The organism is Cellulosimicrobium sp. E-16 (assembly GCF_049913115.1).
Taxonomy (GTDB): Bacteria; Actinomycetota; Actinomycetes; order Actinomycetales; family Cellulomonadaceae; genus Cellulosimicrobium.
This window is the reverse complement of record NZ_CP183974.1, coordinates 3,221,588-3,238,722: the sequence shown is the minus strand read 5'-3', so window position 1 is coordinate 3,238,722 and position 17,135 is coordinate 3,221,588. Positions and strand designations below refer to the sequence as shown.

Annotated in this window: 11 protein-coding genes; 8 read left to right on the top strand and 3 right to left on the bottom strand. The window is 74.0% G+C overall.

Translation table 11 applies throughout. The features are described 5' to 3' along the window. Positions 1-80 precede the first annotated feature (80 nt). Entirely contained in the window at positions 81-2,216 is a 2,136-nt protein-coding gene (locus ACN9MS_RS14310) for a PhoX family protein (protein ID WP_426309186.1), read from the top strand. A gap of 70 nt (positions 2,217-2,286) precedes the next feature. Here the strand turns inward: ACN9MS_RS14310 and ACN9MS_RS14305 are convergent, their stop codons facing one another. Next, complete coding sequence (locus ACN9MS_RS14305; protein ID WP_426309185.1) at positions 2,287-3,333, bottom strand: aminoglycoside phosphotransferase family protein; 1,047 nt, start codon at positions 3,331-3,333, stop codon at positions 2,287-2,289. 214 nt (positions 3,334-3,547) lie between these two features. Between ACN9MS_RS14305 and ACN9MS_RS14300 the strand changes: the two genes are divergently transcribed. Both ACN9MS_RS14300 and mnmA read left to right on the top strand, forming a co-directional pair. Then, positions 3,548-4,819, top strand: a complete 1,272-nt coding sequence (locus ACN9MS_RS14300; RefSeq protein WP_426309184.1) for a cysteine desulfurase family protein — start codon at positions 3,548-3,550, stop codon at positions 4,817-4,819. Beyond that, entirely contained in the window at positions 4,816-6,006 is a 1,191-nt protein-coding gene (gene mnmA / locus ACN9MS_RS14295) for a tRNA 2-thiouridine(34) synthase MnmA (protein ID WP_426309183.1), read from the top strand. The genes ACN9MS_RS14300 and mnmA overlap by 4 nt, the downstream gene beginning before the upstream one ends. On the opposite strand, the gene ACN9MS_RS14290 is transcribed toward mnmA, so the two are convergent. Further along, positions 5,979-6,407, bottom strand: a complete 429-nt coding sequence (locus tag ACN9MS_RS14290; RefSeq protein WP_378217038.1) for an ester cyclase — start codon at positions 6,405-6,407, stop codon at positions 5,979-5,981. The two genes, mnmA and ACN9MS_RS14290, sit on opposite strands and share 28 nt — an antisense overlap. Positions 6,408-6,568: 161 nt before the next feature. Here ACN9MS_RS14290 and ACN9MS_RS14285 point away from each other — a divergent pair, with 161 nt between their 5' ends. From ACN9MS_RS14285 to ACN9MS_RS14270, 4 genes are all read left to right on the top strand, one after another. Beyond that, positions 6,569-7,618, top strand: coding sequence for a hypothetical protein (locus ACN9MS_RS14285; protein ID WP_426309182.1), 1,050 nt, complete (start codon positions 6,569-6,571; stop codon positions 7,616-7,618). 169 nt (positions 7,619-7,787) lie between these two features. Then, complete coding sequence (locus ACN9MS_RS14280) at positions 7,788-8,561, top strand: HAD family hydrolase (RefSeq protein ID WP_426309181.1); 774 nt, start codon at positions 7,788-7,790, stop codon at positions 8,559-8,561. Continuing rightward, on the top strand, positions 8,558-11,035 hold the full coding sequence (locus tag ACN9MS_RS14275) for a glycoside hydrolase family 65 protein (RefSeq protein ID WP_426309180.1): 2,478 nt from the start codon (positions 8,558-8,560) through the stop codon (positions 11,033-11,035). Before ACN9MS_RS14280 ends, ACN9MS_RS14275 begins: the two co-directional genes overlap by 4 nt. A 482-nt stretch (positions 11,036-11,517) precedes the next feature. Next, positions 11,518-11,853: a hypothetical protein gene (locus ACN9MS_RS14270; RefSeq protein WP_426309179.1), complete on the top strand. Its 336-nt coding sequence runs from the start codon at positions 11,518-11,520 to the stop codon at positions 11,851-11,853. Between the two features lie 7 nt (positions 11,854-11,860). On the opposite strand, the gene ACN9MS_RS14265 is transcribed toward ACN9MS_RS14270, so the two are convergent. After that, positions 11,861-14,089 (bottom strand): prolyl oligopeptidase family serine peptidase, encoded by a 2,229-nt coding sequence (locus ACN9MS_RS14265; RefSeq protein WP_426309178.1) that lies wholly within the window; start codon positions 14,087-14,089, stop codon positions 11,861-11,863. Between the two features lie 210 nt (positions 14,090-14,299). On the opposite strand from ACN9MS_RS14265, the gene adhE reads away from it, so the two are divergent. After that, entirely contained in the window at positions 14,300-17,044 is a 2,745-nt protein-coding gene (gene adhE, locus ACN9MS_RS14260) for a bifunctional acetaldehyde-CoA/alcohol dehydrogenase (protein WP_426309177.1), read from the top strand. Positions 17,045-17,135 lie beyond the last annotated feature (91 nt).

Genomic DNA, 17,135 nt, shown 5'->3' with positions numbered 1-17,135 from the left:
GCCGGCCGGTCATCGACCGTTCCTAGCGTCGGGCCGACTCCCCGGTGACGGGGAAGCCCCCCGACCTGTGGAGACGACCGATGACGATCACGCCTGCCCCCGAGCATCGCCCCCTGCTCTCCGTCGCGCCGCACGCGCGCGGCAAGCGCAGTCCCGTCACCTGCCGGCTGAAGTGCGCGGACGCGTGCTCGCACCCGGTCCCCAACGAGAGCGCCAACGAGACGTTCCGGGACGTCGTCGCCGGCGCGATGTCGCGCCGCGCGCTGCTCGGCGGGCTCGCGGTCGGCGCCGCGGCCGTCGTGCTCGGCGCGCAGACGGTCGGCGCCCCGCCCGCCGCGGCCCAGGCGCTGCCCGCCCACGGTGGTGGCCACGGTGGCGGCCGCCCGCAGAAGGGCCTGGCCTTCGGCGCGATCTCGCCCCAGCCCGCGGCGCGCGACGCCTTCGTCGTGCCCGAGGGCTACCGGTGGCGCCCGGTGATCCGCTGGGGCGACCCGATCCTGCGCGGCGCCCGGCCGTTCGACGTCGCGCGCCAGACGCCCGAGGCCCAGGCCCGGCAGTTCGGTTACAACAACGACTACCTCGACATCCTGCCGTTCGAGCGCCCGCACGCCCTCGCCGGCGCCCAGGGCCGGGGCAAGGGTCCGGGTCGCGGCACGCGCGGGCTGCTCGTCGCCAACCACGAGTACACGAACCCGGCGATCATGTTCGACGCCTCGTACGACGCCGCGACCCGCCGTGCGATCGAGCGTGCCGCCCACGGCATGTCCGTGGTCGAGGTGCGCCGCCGCCGGACGGGCACGCCGTGGGACTACGTGGCCGACAGCCGGTACAACCGCCGCGTGCACATGACGACCGAGTTCCGCCTCACCGGTCCGGCGGCCGGCTCGGACCTCGTCCGGACCGTCGCCGACCCGTCGGGGACGCGCGTGCTGGGCACGCTGAACAACTGCGCGGGCGGCACGACCCCGTGGGGCACCGTGCTGTCGGGCGAGGAGAACTACAACGGCTACTTCCGCACGTCGGGCGCGGGCCACGACGCGCGCTACGGGCTGCGCGACGCCGCGACGGGGTACGGCTGGGAGCTCGACGACCCGCGGTTCGACGCCCGCAACCCCGGGTACGAGAACGAGCCCAACCGGTTCGGCTGGATCGTCGAGATCGACCCGTACGCGCCCGACGAGCCGCCGGTGAAGCACACCGCGCTCGGTCGCTTCAAGCACGAGGGCGCCAACGTCATCCTCTCGCGCCGCGGCAACGCGGTCGCGTACATGGGCGACGACGAGCGCTTCGACTACGTCTACAAGTTCGTCTCGTCGCGGACGATGCGCCCGGGGAACAGCGAGGCGGCGCGTCGTCACAACAAGACGCTGCTCACCGAGGGATCTCTGTACGTCGCGCGGTTCCGCGGCGACTCGCCCGCGTCCGAGATCGACGGGTCGGGCGCGGTGCCGTCCGACGGCGCGTTCGACGGCCGGGGCGAGTGGGTCCCGCTCGTCCTCGACGGGCGCAGCGAGGTCGAGGGCATGAGCCTCGAGGAGGTGCTCGTCTACACGCGGGTCGCGGCGGACAAGGTCGGGGCGACGAAGATGGACCGTCCCGAGGACGTCGAGCCCAACCCGGTCACGGGTCGCGTCTACGTCGCGTGCACCAACAACACGTCGCGCGGGCCCGCGGCGGCCGAGGCCGCGACGGAGCCGAACCCGCGCAACACCAACCGCGACGGGCACGTCGTGGAGATCGTCGAGGACCGCGACGACGCCGCGTCGCTGACGTTCCGCTGGAACCTGCTGCTCGTCGCGGGCGACCCCACGACGAACACCTCCACCTACTTCTCGGGCTACCCGAAGGAGAAGGTCTCCCCGATCTCCTGCCCGGACAACCTCGCGTTCGACGCCGAGGGCAACCTCTGGATCTCGACCGACGGCCAGCCGAGCACGATCCAGAAGTGCGACGGGCTGTTCAAGGTCACGCTCGACGGCCGCGAGCGCGGCCGGGTCGAGCAGTTCCTCTCGGTGCCGCGCGGCGCCGAGACGTGCGGGCCCCTCGTGGACTCGACGGACCGCATGGTCTACGTCGCGGTCCAGCACCCGGGCGAGGACGGGTCGTTCGACGCCCAGGCGTCGTACTTCCCCGACTACCTGACGCCTGGAGCCCCGGTGCCGACAGGCGCCTTCGCGGGGCCGCGACCGTCCGTCGTCCAGGTCTGGCGCGACTGACGTCTCCTGTCCGACGGAGGGCCCGGAGCCGCGACGGCTCCGGGCCCTCCGTCGTCCGCGGAAGGGACCCTCAGAGACCGAGGTGCTCCAGCCAGGCGACGGCCGCGACGCCCTGGGCGCGCTGGAACGCGCGCAGGCGGGGGATCGTCGGGACGGCGGGCTTGCGGGCGGAGTGCAGGAAGTACCCCGCGATCCCGGCGACGACCGAGCGCAGGTCGGCGGGGTGCACGTCACGCCCGAGGGGGTGCGCGTCGAAGGTCGACGCCGCCCACGCGCCGCCGCGCGCGCGGCGGGCCGCGTCGGCGCTCACCGTGACCGGCTCGCACACGCCGACGACGCCCTGCATGACGACGCTGGGCAGGAACATCGCGAGGTCGAGCCACGCCGCGCCGCGCGACGCGTGCGGCCAGTCGACGAGGTAGACCTTCTCCGGCGTGAGGAGCACGTTGTCGGCGCGGAGGTCGCCGTGCACGAACGACTCGCCCTCGCACGCCACGAGCGCCCCGCGCTCGGCCTCCGCGAGCGCGTCGAGGTGCGTGGCCGCCCAGGGCGCGACGGCGGGCAGGCGCGGGTCGGGGTCCGCACGGAGCGCGCGCCACCCGGTCGCCATGTCGGCGAAGTCGGGCCCGGTCGGCGGCAGGCGCATCGCGCGCGCCCCCGGGACGGCCGCGACGCGGACGAGCGTGGTCAGGACCCGGTCGAGCTCGTCGGGGTCCCAGGGGGTGGCGGGCACGTGCCCGTCGACGACGTCGAACGCGAGGGCGATCCAGTCGCCGTCCCCGTGGCCCCAGGCGAAGCGCGGGGCGGGGACCGCGCGCGGCAGCCGGGTCGCGACCTTCGCCTCGGCGCGGTGGAGGTTGGCCGCCACGGGCTCGTCCGCGGTCCGGGCAGCCTTGACGAAGAGGCGGGTGCCGTCGTCGAGCGTGAGGACGGACGCGAGACCGGGGCTGAACCCGGCGGAGATCGAGCGCTCCTGCACGACCCGACCGCCGGCGACGGCCTCCAGCTCGTCGCGCAGCGCGAGCGGCAGGTCTCCCCAGAGCAGGCGGCCGCCGCCCGAGGCGACCGGGACGTCCCCGGCGGCCTCGACGGCGGGCGGTGCGGCGTCGTCGGGCATCGAGATGCCACTTCCCCTGTCGGTGGCTGGACGGTCTCGTCCTCGGCACGTTTCCGTCCCGCGGCGACGTGTGGCGCGCGACGGCGGTCCTGCGACCGGGACGAGCGCCCGGCGACGGCCGGGCGCAGACCTCCCACAACCTAGCGCTTCTCGCCGGGAAGTCCAGCGCCGCCCACTCCTCGGACCGCGAGCGCCGCGACGGTTCGTAGACTGGGTGACCGTGACCCACCCTTCCGGCCCTGTCCCCGCGGCGGCCGCGTACCTCGACCACGCCGCCACGACGCCGCTGTCCGCGGCGGCGCGCGAGGCGTTCGTCGACGAGCTGTCGCGCACCGGCAACCCGTCGTCGCTGCACGCCGCGGGGCGTGCCGCCCGCCGCACCGTCGAGGAGGCGCGCGAGTCGATCGCCGCGGCCCTCGGCGCGCGCCCGAGCGAGGTCGTGTTCACCGCGGGGGGCACCGAGGCGGACAACCTCGCGATCAAGGGCCTGTTCTGGGGCCGGCGCACGACCGACCCGCGCCGCCGGCGGATCGTCGTCTCCGCGGTCGAGCACCACGCGGTGCTCGACCCCGCGTTCTGGATGGCCGAGCACGCGGGCGCGGAGATCGTCCTGCTGCCCGTCGACGGCGAGGGCCGCGTGGACCTCGCGGCGCTGCGCGCGGAGATCGCGGAGCACGCGGACGAGATCGCGCTGATCTCCGTCATGTGGGCCAACAACGAGGTGGGCACGCTCCAGCCCGTGCAGGAGGTCGTGCAGCTCGCGCGCCCGCACGGCATCCCGGTGCACTCCGACGCGGTCCAGGCGGTCGGGCAGGTCCCCGTCGACTTCGCGGCGAGCGGCCTCGACGCGATGACGGTGTCCGGGCACAAGCTCGGCGGCCCCGTCGGCGTCGGCGCGCTCGTCGCGCGCCGCGACGCGCCGCTCACCCCGGTGCTGCACGGCGGCGGCCAGGAGCGTGGCGTGCGCTCCGGCACGCTCGACGCGCCCGCGATCCGCGCGTTCGGCGTCGCGGTCGCCGAGGCCGTCGCGCACCGCGAGGAGCGTGCGGCCCACCTGAGGGGCCTGCGGGACGCGCTCGTCGCGGGCGTCCGCGAGCGCGTCCCTGACGCGGTGCTCAGCGGTCCCGAGCCGGGGCCCGGCGACCGTGCCGCTGCCCGCCTGCCCGGCAACGCGCACTTCACGTTCCGCGGTGCCGAGGGCGACTCGCTCCTCTACCTGCTCGACTCCGCCGGCGTGCAGGCCTCGACGGGCTCCGCGTGCCAGGCCGGCGTGCCGCAGCCGTCGCACGTGCTGCTCGCCATGGGCGTGCCCGAGCACGACGCGCGCGGCGCCCTGCGGTTCACGCTCGGCGTCACGTCCACGCCCGACGACGTGGCGCGCCTCCTCGACGCCCTGCCCCCCGCCGTCGAGCGCGCGCGGGCCGCGGGGCTCGCGTCCGGCCCGACCCGCACCGCGGTCCCCAGCCGTGCGGGAGGTGCCGCGTGAGGGTGCTCGCCGCCATGTCGGGCGGCGTCGACTCCGCCGTCGCCGCGGCGCTCGCGGTCGAGGCGGGGCACGAGGTCGTGGGCGTCCACATGGCGCTGTCGCGCGACCGCGACCAGTTCCGCACCGGCTCGCGCGGGTGCTGCTCGATCGAGGACGCGGGGGACGCGCGGCGCGCGGCCGACGTGCTCGGCATCCCGTACTACGTCTGGGACCTCTCGGAGCGGTTCGAGGACACGGTCGTCGCCGACTTCCTCGCGGAGTACGAGGCGGGCCGCACGCCCAACCCGTGCGTGCGCTGCAACGAGCACATCAAGTTCGAGGCGCTGCTCGACAAGGCGACGGCGCTCGGCTTCGACGCCGTCGCGACGGGCCACTACGCGCGCGTCGTGACACGCGAGGAGGTCGACGCGTCCGCCCCGGGCGGGGTGCGCACGGTGCGCGAGCTGCACCGCTCCCCGAACACGGCGAAGGACCAGTCGTACGTCCTCGCGGTCATGGGTCCCGAGCGCCTCGCGCGCGCGGTCTTCCCCCTCGGGGACTTCGCGACGAAGGACGAGGTGCGCGCGGAGGCCGCGCGGCGCGGGCTTTCCGTGTCCGCGAAGCCCGACTCGTACGACATCTGCTTCGTCGCCGACGGCGACACCCAGGGATTCCTGCGCGACCGCCTCGGCGCGCGGCCGGGCGAGATCGTCGACGCCGAGGGGACGGTGCTCGGCGAGCACGACGGTGCGTACGCGTACACGGTCGGTCAGCGCAAGGGCCTGGGCATCGACCGTCCCGCAGCCGACGGCCGCCCGCGGTACGTGCTCGACGTGCAGCCCGCGAGCAACCGCGTGGTCGTCGGGCCGGCCGAGCTGCTGAGCGTCGACCGCATCGAGGCCGGCGCGGCGGTCTGGTTCGACGACGCGCGCCCGGCGGCGGGGGAGCAGGCCGACGTCGAGGTGCAGGTCCGCGCGCACGGCGCCCCGGTCGCGGCCCGGGTCCGGGCCGTCGGCGACACGATGGAGGTCCAGCTCACGGGGACGCCGTTGCGGGGCGTCGCCGCCGGGCAGTCGCTCGTCGTCTACGCCGGCCCGCGCGTGCTCGGCCAGGCCACGGTGGACCGGGCCTACCGCGCCGCGGCGCGACCGACCGCCGAGGCGACCGCGCGACCGACCGCTCAGCCGACGCCGACGGGCGCGGGGTGAGCCAGCGCCCGCACGAGCGCGGACTCGTCGCGCACGCACCAGTGCTCGGCCTCCTGGCCCTCCGCGAACCGGAGCACGTGCATCTCGCGCACCCGGAACCGGCGTCCCGTCGGGGCGACGCCGCGGAAGAACCCGGTGTGCCGCGCGCTGAGCTCGACGTGCAGCGCGACGAGGTCGCCCTCGGCGACCGCGTGCAGGACCTCGACGCGCTGGTCCTCGAACGCCTCGTCGTACCAGTGCATCGTCGCGAGGAGGGCGTCGGCGCCGCCCTCGCAGCCGGGCGACGTGTCGTGGTTGCGGAACCCGGGCGCCAGCAGCGTCGCGAGCGCGTCGCCGTGGTTGCCGGGGATCGCCCGCGTGTGCACGGCGACCGCCGTGGCCTTGTTCTCGTGCGTGCCCATGTCGGAGCCCTTCCGCCAGGCGGCCGCGCGGCCCCCGGACCCCGGCGGGGTCGCGGCACGGCTCGGTTTCCCAGTGTGCTCCTGGAGAGAGGTGGTCGGCACGTGGTTCGTGACGAGAGGTCGGGCGGCGCCCGGGTCGAGGGCTCGCGCGGGGGCGCGGCATGACCGCGGTGAGCGGGCTCGGCCCGTGGCCCGGCGGCGAGGGCGCGGACGTGCTGGAGGCGCAGCTCACGGTGCTCGGCGATCTCGCCGAGGTCCCGACGGGCGTGCGCGGGGTGCCGTTCCTCGTCCAGCTCCCGGGGCGCGGCCCCGGCGCGGACGCGACCGGGCGGACGGCTGCGCTGCTGCCCGGCCTCCCCGTCGAGCTGGGGCCCCACGGGTGGAAGCTCGCCGACCACGGGGGTGCGGACCTGCGCCGTGCCGACGCGTACCTGCGCGAGGACCTGGAGGCGCTCGCCATCGCGGGCACGGGGTACTCGGGGCCGCTCGCCGTGACCGTCACCGGGCCGTGGACGCTCGCCGCCGAGCTCTACCTCGCGCGCGGCGACCGCGTGCTGTCCGACGCGGGGGCCGTGCGCGAGGTCGTGCAGGCGCTCGCCGTGGCCGTCGGTGACCACGTCGCGCAGGTGCGCCGGCAGGTCCCCGGGGCGGACGTCGTCGTGCAGGTCGACGAGCCGCTGCTCGCCCAGGTCGGGACGGGCGTGCTCCCGTCGTTCTCGGGCTACTCGCGCCTGCGCGCGGTCCCCGGCCCGGACCTCGTGGACGGGCTGCGGCCCGTGCTCGACGCCGCGCGCGCCGCGTCGGCGTCGACGGTCGTCCACGTGGGTCCGGCGTGGGCGGGCGTGGCGCCCGTCGTGCTCGCAGGCGCGGACGCCGTCGGCCTCGCGCTCGGCCCGTGGGACGAGCGGCTCTGGGAGACCGTCGCCCGAGCGGTCGAGCGGGGCGTCGGCCTCTGGGCCGCGCTCCCGCCCGCGAGGGTGTCGCAGTGCGCCGGCCCCGCGCTGGGCGAGCTCGCCGACGCGGTGAGCGTGCCGTGGCGCCGCATCGGGCTCCCGCTCGCCGCGCTCGACGACGTGACGCTCCTGGGCGCCTCGCGCGCGGTCGGGGGAGGGCCGGGCCGCGGCGTCGTGGGCACCCCCGACGAGCATCGCGCGCTGCTCGCGAACCTCGGCCGCGTCGCCGACGTCCTGGCCGAGCGCGCCCACGCCTGAGCGCTGCCTGGGCGTCGGCTCGGCGGCTTCCCGCACACCGCTCCTCGTGCGTACGCTTGACCTCGCGCGGCGGTCACGAACGGCGACGTGCGGACGGCCGCGCCCCGGCTCTCCGGACGGCACGGACGTGGCCCGGCGCCGACCCGTCCCCTCACCGCGAAGGACCCCCATGCCCTTGCTGCGAGCCGTGCTGTTCGACCTCGACGGCGTCCTCACGCCCACCGCCGAGCTCCACATGCGCGCCTGGGAACGGCTGTTCGCGCCCTACAGCGCCGCGCACGGCCTCGCCCCGTACACCGCCGCGGACTACTTCGCGTCGATCGACGGCAAGCCCCGGTACGACGGCGTCGCGACCTTCCTCGCGTCGCGCGGCGTCGAGCTGCCGCGCGGCAAGGTCACGGACACGCCCGGCGAGGGCACGGTGTGCGCGCTCGGCAACCGCAAGGACGAGATCGTCAACCGCATGTTCGAGGACGAGGGCATCACGCCCTACCCCGGGTCCGTGCGCTTCCTCGACGCCGTGACCGGGGCGGGCGCCTCCGTCGCGGTCGTGTCGTCGTCGCGCAACACGCCCGCGGTCCTCGCGGCGGCGGGCCTGGCCGAACGGTTCGCGGTCGTCGTCGACGGGAACGTCGCGGCCCGCGAGCACATCGCCGGCAAGCCGGCCCCCGACACGTACCTCTACGCGGCGCAGCTCCTCGGCGTCCCGGCCGCGGAGGCGATCGTCGTGGAGGACGCGCTCTCGGGCGTCCAGGCCGGCGCCGCCGGGGACTTCGGGCTCGTGCTCGGCGTCGACCGGGGCGTGGGTGCCGAGGCGCTGCGCGCGCACGGGGCCGACGTCGTCGTGACCGACCTGGGCGAGCTGGACGCGACGGTCCTCGACCGGCCGCGCACCGCCGCGGCGTCGACCACGACCGCACGGCCCGACGAGGAGAGCGCGTGATCCGCAAGACCGCCGACGAGCAGAGCACCGTGGACCGCCTGCGCTTCCCGGCCGAGCCGTGGCGGCTCGTCGAGTCGCAGTTCTCCGCCGAGGACCTCGGCGTGACCGAGACGCTCTTCGCGGTCGCGAACGGCTACCTCGGCATGCGCGGCAACGTCGAGGAGGGCCGGGAGTCCCACTCGCACGGCACGTTCGTCAACGGGTTCCACGAGACCTGGTCGATCCGGCACGCCGAGGAGGCGTACGGGTTCGCGCGCGTCGGGCAGACCATCGTCAACGTCCCCGACGCGAAGGTCATCCGGCTGTACGTCGACGACGAGCCGCTCCTGCTGCCCGTCGCGGACCTCGTCGACTACGAGCGGTCGCTCGACCTGCGTGACGGCGTCCTGCGCCGCGAGCTGGTGTGGCGCACGCCGTCGGGCAAGCGCGTGCAGATCCGCTCCGAGCGCATGGTGTCGTTCGTCGAGCGACACCTGGCGATCATGACGTTCGAGGTCACGCTGCTCGACGCCGCAGCACCCGTCGCGATCTCGTCGCAGATCCTCAACCGGCAGGACGGCCAGGACGAGTACCACGTGCGCTCCGCGTCGCTCGGCGAGGGGTTCGACCCGCGCAAGACCGACCAGTTCTCCGGTCGGGTGCTCCAACCGCAGTCCCAGTGGGGCGACGACGAGCGGCTCGTGCTCTCCTACCGCGCCACGAACTCCGGCATGACGCTCGCCGTCGCGGCGGACGACCTGCTCGAGACCGAGAACGAGTGGGACGTCCGGACGCAGGTGGACGAGGACCTCGCCAAGCACGTGTTCCGCGTCCATGCCGAGCCCGGCCGGCCCGTCCGGCTCACCAAGCTCGTCGCGTACCACACCTCGCGCGGCGTACCGTCGCGCGAGCTCGTCGACCGCTGCCGCCGCACGCTCGACCGCGCGCGCGAGACCGGCGTCGAGGCCCAGGTCGCCCTCCAGCGCGAGTGGCTCGACGACTTCTGGGCGCGCTCCGACGTCGAGGTCCCCGGCCAGCCCGGCATCCAGCAGGCCGTGCGCTGGAACCTGTTCCAGCTCGCCCAGGCCACGGCGCGCGCCGAGGGCAACGGCGTCCCCGCCAAGGGGCTCACCGGCTCCGGGTACAGCGGGCACTACTTCTGGGACACGGAGATCTACGTCCTGCCGTTCCTCACGTACACGAGCCCCCGGTACGCCCGCAACGCGCTGCGGTTCCGCTACCAGATGCTCGACGCCGCCCGGCGGCGCGCGGCCGAGCTCTCGCAGAAGGGCGCGCTCTTCCCCTGGCGCACGATCAACGGCGAGGAGGCGTCCGCCTACTACGCGGCGGGCACCGCGCAGTACCACATCGACGCCGACGTCAGCTACGCGCTCGTCCAGTACGTGCGCGCGACGGGCGACGTGGACTTCCTGCGCCGCGAGGGCGTGGACATCCTGGTCGAGACCGCGCGCATGTGGGAGGACCTGGGCTTCTGGCGCGCGAACGGCGACGACAACTTCCACATCCACGGCGTGACCGGCCCCGACGAGTACACGACCGTCGTCAACGACAACCTCTTCACCAACGTCATGGCGCGGTTCAACCTCCGCGCGGCGGCGATCGTCGTCGAGCGCATGAAGGCCGAGCACCCCGAGGACTACGCGCTGCTCGTGGACCGGCTCGGGCTCGGCGCGTACGAGGCGGCGGAGTGGGTCCGTGCGGCCGACCACATGTCGATCCCGTACGCCGAGAGCATCGGCATCCACCCGCAGGACTCGCACTTCCTCGAGCGCGAGATCTGGGACCTCGCGCACACCCCCGCGAACAAGCGCCCCCTCCTGCTGCACTACCACCCGCTCGTCATCTACCGCTACCAGGTGCTCAAGCAGGCCGACGTGGTGCTCGCGCTGTTCCTCCAGGGCCAGCACTTCACCGCGGAGGAGAAGCTCGCCGACTTCGAGTACTACGACCCGTTGACCACGGGCGACTCGACGCTGTCCGGCGTCGTGCAGTCGATCGTCGCGGCGGAGGTCGGGTACCACGAGCTCGCGCTCGAGTACTTCGTGTCGTCGCTGTTCGTCGACCTCGCGAACCTCCACGCGAACGCGGCCGACGGCGTGCACGTCGCCTCCGCGGGCGGCACGTGGTCCGCGCTCGCGTGCGGGTTCGGCGGCATGCGCGACTCCGACGGCGAGCTGAGCTTCGACCCGCGCCTTCCCCAGGGCTGGGAGTCGCTGACGTTCCGCGTCCAGTGGAACGGCTCGCGCCTGCGCGTCACCGTGCTCCCCGACGCGGTCGAGCTCGACGCCGAGACCGGCGACGGCGCGCAGGTCACCGTGCGCGGCGAGAAGGTCAAGGTCGTGCCGGGCGAGGTCGCGCGCATCACGCTCGACGGTCAGGGCCCGGTGAAGCCCGGCCGCCCGAGCCTGCGCGCGCTCTCGGGCAACCGCCGCGACGACGGCACCCTCATCACGGCGACGGTCCCGCACTCCTGACCCCACGCCGAGGTAGAACCGTGGTCGCGTGAGGTAGAACCGTGGTTGCGTGAGGTAGAACCGTGGTTCTTGTGCTCGACGGCGTGTGGTCGGGTCGGGTGGTCGGGGTGGGTGGTGGTGCCGCGTCTACCATCCGCCGCTCGTTCCTCGCGGCTCCCGCCAGGCCCGCCACGACGCGGCACCACCACCCACCCCGCCCTACGTCGTCTCACCCTGGTCGGCACTGACCCGGGCGACCGCCCGCCGTGTCGGGTTCGCCTCCACCTTCCCACTGCCGCATGCGGTCTCCGCCGCGGACCCGGCCCCGCGGGCCCGAGGCCCAACCACGCGCCGCGGGCCCGATCACGCCGGCACCGGACCTGGCAACGCGCCGGGGACGCTCGCGGGAACTGCCAGGAACCTCCTCGCGTCGTCACCGGTCGCGGTGCGCCGACGGCGGTAGGTTGCCGACGAGAGCGGGTCGGTCGAGCGCGGGGGAAGAGATGAACGGTCGTCGGTACGGGCGCGCGTGGGTCGTCGCGGTCGCGGTCGTCTGCGTGGGGGCGGTGCTGTCGGCGTGCGACGGCGGCGGGGACCTGGAGGTCGCCAACGACAGCGGGGGTGACGTGATCGTCCGTACGGGGGACGAGGAGGCCGAGGTGACGGCCGACGGCGGCGTCGTGCTCCTCGACTACGGCTGCACGCCGGCTGCCGTGACGGTCGTGCGGGTGTCGGGCGCCGAGGAGGTCGTCGACGGGCCGGTGTGCCCGGACCAGAGGATCGTGGTCCGCGACGACGAGGTGGTGCTGGTCCCCGTCGTCGCGGACGACGACTCCTGAGCCGGCGTCAGCCGAGGCGCTCGGCGAGGAAGCGGTAGTGGACCGCGGCCATGTGCGCGGCCTGGGCGTTGTTCGCCGCGCCGCCGTGGCCGCCCTCGATGTTCTCGTAGTACGTGACGTCCTTGCCCTCGCCGAGCATCCTCGCGGCGAGCTTGCGCGCGTGGCCCGGGTGGACGCGGTCGTCCTTGGTCGACGTCGTGAACAGCACGGGCGGGTACTCGCGCTCCGCGTCGAACAGGTGGTACGGCGAGTACGTGCGGATGAAGGCCCACTGCTCCGGGTCGTCGGGGTCGCCGTACTCCGCGGCCCACGACGCCCCGGCGAGGAGCTTCGTGTACCGACGCATGTCGAGCAGCGGGACGCCGACGATCACGGCGCCGAAGAGCTCGGGGTACTGCGTGAGCATGTTGCCCGCGAGGAGGCCGCCGTTGGAGCGGCCCTCCATGCCGAGGTGCTCGTGGGTCGTGATCCCGCGGGCCACGAGGTCGCGCGCGACGGCGGCGAAGTCCTCGTACGCGCGGTGCCGGTTCGCCTTGAGCGCGGCCTGGTGCCAGGCCGGGCCGTACTCGCCGCCACCGCGGATGTTCGCGACGACGTACACGCCGCCGCGCGAGAGCCAGGCCCGGCCGAGCGCGCCGGAGTAGGCGGGGGTCAGCGAGATCTCGAAGCCGCCGTACCCGTACAGGAGAGTCGGTGCGGACCCCGTGCCGCCGTCGCCCGCGCCCTCGACGAGGTCCGCGCGACCCACGACGAAGTACGGCACGCGCGTGCCGTCGTCGGACGTGGCGAAGTGCTGGGCGACGGTCATGCCGTCGGCGTCGAAGAACGCGGGGTTGGACTTGACGACCTCCGGTGCACCCGCGTCGCCCGGCCGCTCGCCGAGCGACAGGAGCGAGAGCGTCGTGGGCGTGAGGTAGTCGGTCGTGACGAGCCACAGGTCGTCGGTGTCGACGGGGTCGACGGCCCCGACGGCGACCGTGCCGAGCTCCGGCAGGCCGGGGATCTCGGAGCGCACCCACGGCGCGTCGGCGGTCTCCTGCCCGACGGCGGTCCCGGTGCCCCCGGGAGCGGCGGCGTCGGGCGGCGTCAGCACGTGCAGGCGGTTCTTCACGTCGTCGAGCACGTTGACCACGAGGTGGTGGCGCGTCCACGTGGCGCCGGCGAGCGACGTCGTGGCCGTGGGCTCGAACAGCACGGTGAAGCCGCGGTCGCCCGCGAGGAAGTCGCCGAACCGGGCGACGAGCAGCGAGCCCGCGCGGTAGGTCGTGCCGCCGACGGTCCAGTCGTCGCGCAGCTCGACGAGCATCCACTCGCGCCGCACGCCGACCTCGGCCGAGTCGGGCACGTCGATCTTCGTGAGGCGCTGCTCGGGCGTGCCGGTGCGCTCGGCGAGGTAGAGCTCGTCGGAGTAGAACGCCTTGGAGCGGTGCACGAAGTCGCGCTCGAAGCCGGGCGTGTGCGAGCGCCAGGCGGAGATGTACATGTCCTCCTCGGTGCCCGCGTAGACGGTCACCGCGGCGTCGAGCGGCGTGCCGCGCGTCCAGCGCTTCACGACGCGCGGGTACCCGGACGGCGTGAGCGTGCCCTCGCCGAAGTCGGTGAAGACGTAGACGGTGTCGGCGTCGATCCACCCGAGCGAGCCCTTGGCCTCCGCGCGGTGGAAGCCGCCGTCCTCGGGGGCGACGAACCGCTTCTCGACGAGGTCGAACTCGCGGGTCACGTCGGCGTCCGAGCCGCCGGGGGAGAGCTCGACGAGCGCGTGGCGCCACGGCTCGCCCGCGGCGAGCTGCTCGGGCGTCGGGCGCAGGACGCTCGCGCCGTGCCAGACCCACGACTCGTCCTCGGACGCGGCGAGCGCGTCGAGGTCGAGCACGGTCTCCCACGCGGGGTCGTCCGTGCGGTAGGAGTCGAGCGTCGTGCGGCGCCAGAGCCCGCGCTCGTGCTGCGCGTCGCGCCAGAAGTTGTAGTACCGGTCCCCGATCTTGGAGACCTCGGGGATCTTGGCGTCGGAGTCGAGCACCTCGCGGATCGCGCGCTCCGTCGTCGCGAACTCCTCCGCGACCTCGAGCGTGTCGGCGACCTCGGCGTTGCGCGCGCGGACCCAGGCCAGGGCCTCGTCGCCCTCGATGGCCTCGAGCCAGAGGTACGGGTCGTGGGGCGCGCCGTCGTCGGGGAGAGGGGTCTCGGCGGTGTTCTGGGGCGCGGGCGCAGGGCTCGTCGTCTGCTCGGCGGTCATGGTCCCCCACCCTACGGCGGTGCGGACGGTGGTGCGGAGGTCACCGGGGGACCGGGACCTTGGGCCTCGAACGGCCGCCGGGCCTTGTCGGACCCGACGGCTTGTGAAAACATTCACAAGTAGAGAGACCGCTGAAGGAGCCGGGGCAATCCGGCCCCGGCAGCACCCGCGGCCCGACGCCCGGCCCCGGCCGGGCACCGGAGGGGACGCATGAGCGCGAAGAGCGCCGGCACGAAGGTCGAGAACCGCACCGAGGACACCCGCACGACGCAGGAGATCGACGTCCTCGTCGAGCGAGCCCGCAAGGCGCTCGACCAGTACATGAGCCTCACGCAGGAGGACGTCGACCGGATCGTCCTCAAGGCGTCCGTCGCGGGCCTGCACCAGCACGGCCACCTCGCGCAGATGGCCGTCGCCGAGACCGGGCGCGGCGTCTTCGAGGACAAGGCGACCAAGAACATCTTCGCGTGCGAGCACGTGCCCAACTCGATGGCGAACCTCAAGACGGTCGGCATCATCGGCCGCGACGAGCTCACGGGCGTCGTGGAGATCGCCGAGCCCGTGGGCGTGGTGTGCGCCGTGACGCCGGTGACCAACCCGACGTCGACCACGATCTTCAAGTCGCTCATCGCGCTCAAGACGCGCAACCCCGTCGTGTTCGCCTTCCACCCGAGCGCGCAGCGCTCGTCGGTCGAGGCGGCCCGCATCGTGCGCGACGCCGCGGTGGCGGCCGGCGCGCCCGAGGACTGCATCCAGTGGGTCGAGCACCCGTCGATCGAGGCGACCAACACGCTCATGCACCACCCGGGCGTCGCGCTCATCCTCGCCACGGGCGGCAACGGCATGGTCCGCGCCGCCTACTCGGCCGGGAAGCCCGCGCTCGGCGTCGGGGCGGGCAACGTCCCCGCCTACGTCGAGAAGAGCGCCGACCTCGGTCGCGCGATCAACGACGTCGTCATGTCGAAGGCGTTCGACAACGGCATGGTCTGCGCCTCGGAGCAGGCGCTCATCCTCGACGACGTGATCTACGACGACGCGATGCGCGAGCTGGCCCGCCTGCACGCGTACCGCACGACGCCCGCCGAGAAGGCGATGCTCGAGCGCCTGATCTTCGGCGTCGAGGCGAGCGGCGCGAACTGCGCCGGCGCGAAGCTCAACCCGAAGGTCGTCGGCAAGTCGCCCGTGTGGATCGCGCGCGAGGCCGGCTTCGAGGTCCCCGACGACACGTCGATCATCCTCGCGGAGATCGACGACGTCGGCCCGGACGAGCCGCTGAGCCGCGAGAAGCTCACGCCCGTCCTCGCGGTGCTGCGCGCGCGGGACACCGAGCACGGCGTCCGTCTCGCAGAGCGCATGGTCGAGCTCGACGGCCTGGGCCACTCGGCCGCCATCCACACGGCGGACCAGGAGCTCGTCGAGCGGTACGGCTCGCGGGTCAAGGCCGTGCGCGTGCTCTGGAACAGCCCGACGTCGCTCGGCGGCATCGGCGACATCTACAACGCGCTGCTCCCGTCGCTCACGCTCGGGTGCGGCAGCTACGGCGCGAACTCGGTGTCGAACAACGTGTCGGCGGTCAACCTCATCAACGTCAAGCGGATCGGGCGGCGCAACAACAACATGCAGTGGTTCAAGGTGCCCGCCAAGACCTACTTCGAGCCGAACTCGATCCAGTACCTCGCGCAGATGCGCGACGTGCACCGCGTCACGATCGTCACCGACAAGGTCATGAGCCGCATCGGCGTCGTCGACCGCGTCTTGGACGTCCTCGCCCGCCGCGAGGAGAAGGTCGCGATCCAGATCATCGACGCCGTCGAGCCGGAGCCGAGCGTCGGCACCGTGAACCGCGGTGCCGAGTCGATGCGGGACTTCGAGCCCGACACGATCATCGCGATCGGCGGCGGCTCGCCCATGGACGCGGCGAAGGTCATGTGGCTGCGGTACGAGCACCCGGAGATCGAGTTCTCCGACATGCGCGAGAAGTTCTTCGACGTCCGCAAGCGCGCCTACAAGTTCCCGGAGCTCGGGGGCAAGGCGAAGCTCGTGTGCATCCCGACGTCGTCGGGCACCGGCGCGGAGGTGACGCCGTTCGCGGTCATCACCGACCCGGAGACGGGCTTCAAGTACCCGCTCGCGGACTACGCGCTCACCCCGACCGTCGCGATCGTCGACCCCGTGCTCACGGACACCATGCCGGCGAAGCTCGCGGCCGACTCGGGCTTCGACGCCCTCACGCACGCCACCGAGGCGTTCGTCTCCGTCTACGCGAACGACTTCACCGACGGGCTGTGCCTGCAGGCGATCAAGATGGTCTTCGAGCACATCGAGGACTCGGTCACGCAGGGTGCGGCGGCCCCGAAGGCGCGCGAGAAGATGCACAACGCGGCCACCATCGCGGGCATGGCGTTCGGCTCGGCGATGCTCGGCATCGTGCACGCCATGGCGCACACCGTGGGCTCGACGTTCCACCTCGTGCACGGGCGCACCAACGCGGTGCTCCTGCCGCACGTGATCCGCTACAACGGCCAGGTGCCCACCAAGCTCACGAGCTGGCCCAAGTACGAGCGCTACGTGGCCCCCGAGCGGTTCCAGGAGATCGCGAAGCACCTCGGCCTGCCGGCCTCCACCCCGGAGGAGGGCGTCGAGTCGTACGCGAAGGCGGTCGAGGAGCTGCGCGCCAAGGTGGGCATCGAGTCGACGTTCGCCGCGCAGGGCGTCGACGAGACGGCGTTCCTGAGCCGCCTCGACGACCTCGCGCTCCGGTCGTTCGAGGACCAGTGCGCCCCCGCGAACCCGCGGATGCCGGTCCTGGAGGACATGCGCGACATCCTCGTCGCGGCCTACCGCGGCAGCAGCCGCGAGGTCGTGCGCGCGGAGCGGCTCGCGGCCCACGAGGCCGCGAGCGCCGAGGACGGGCAGGCGGCGACCCCGCCTGCCGAGACCGTGGCGGCCGGCTGACCCTTCCCGGCCCCACGAAACCCGGAGCCCGACGGCGCGAGTCCCCTTCCGCCGTCGGGCTCCGTCGCGCTCGGGGCCCGACGCCGGGGGC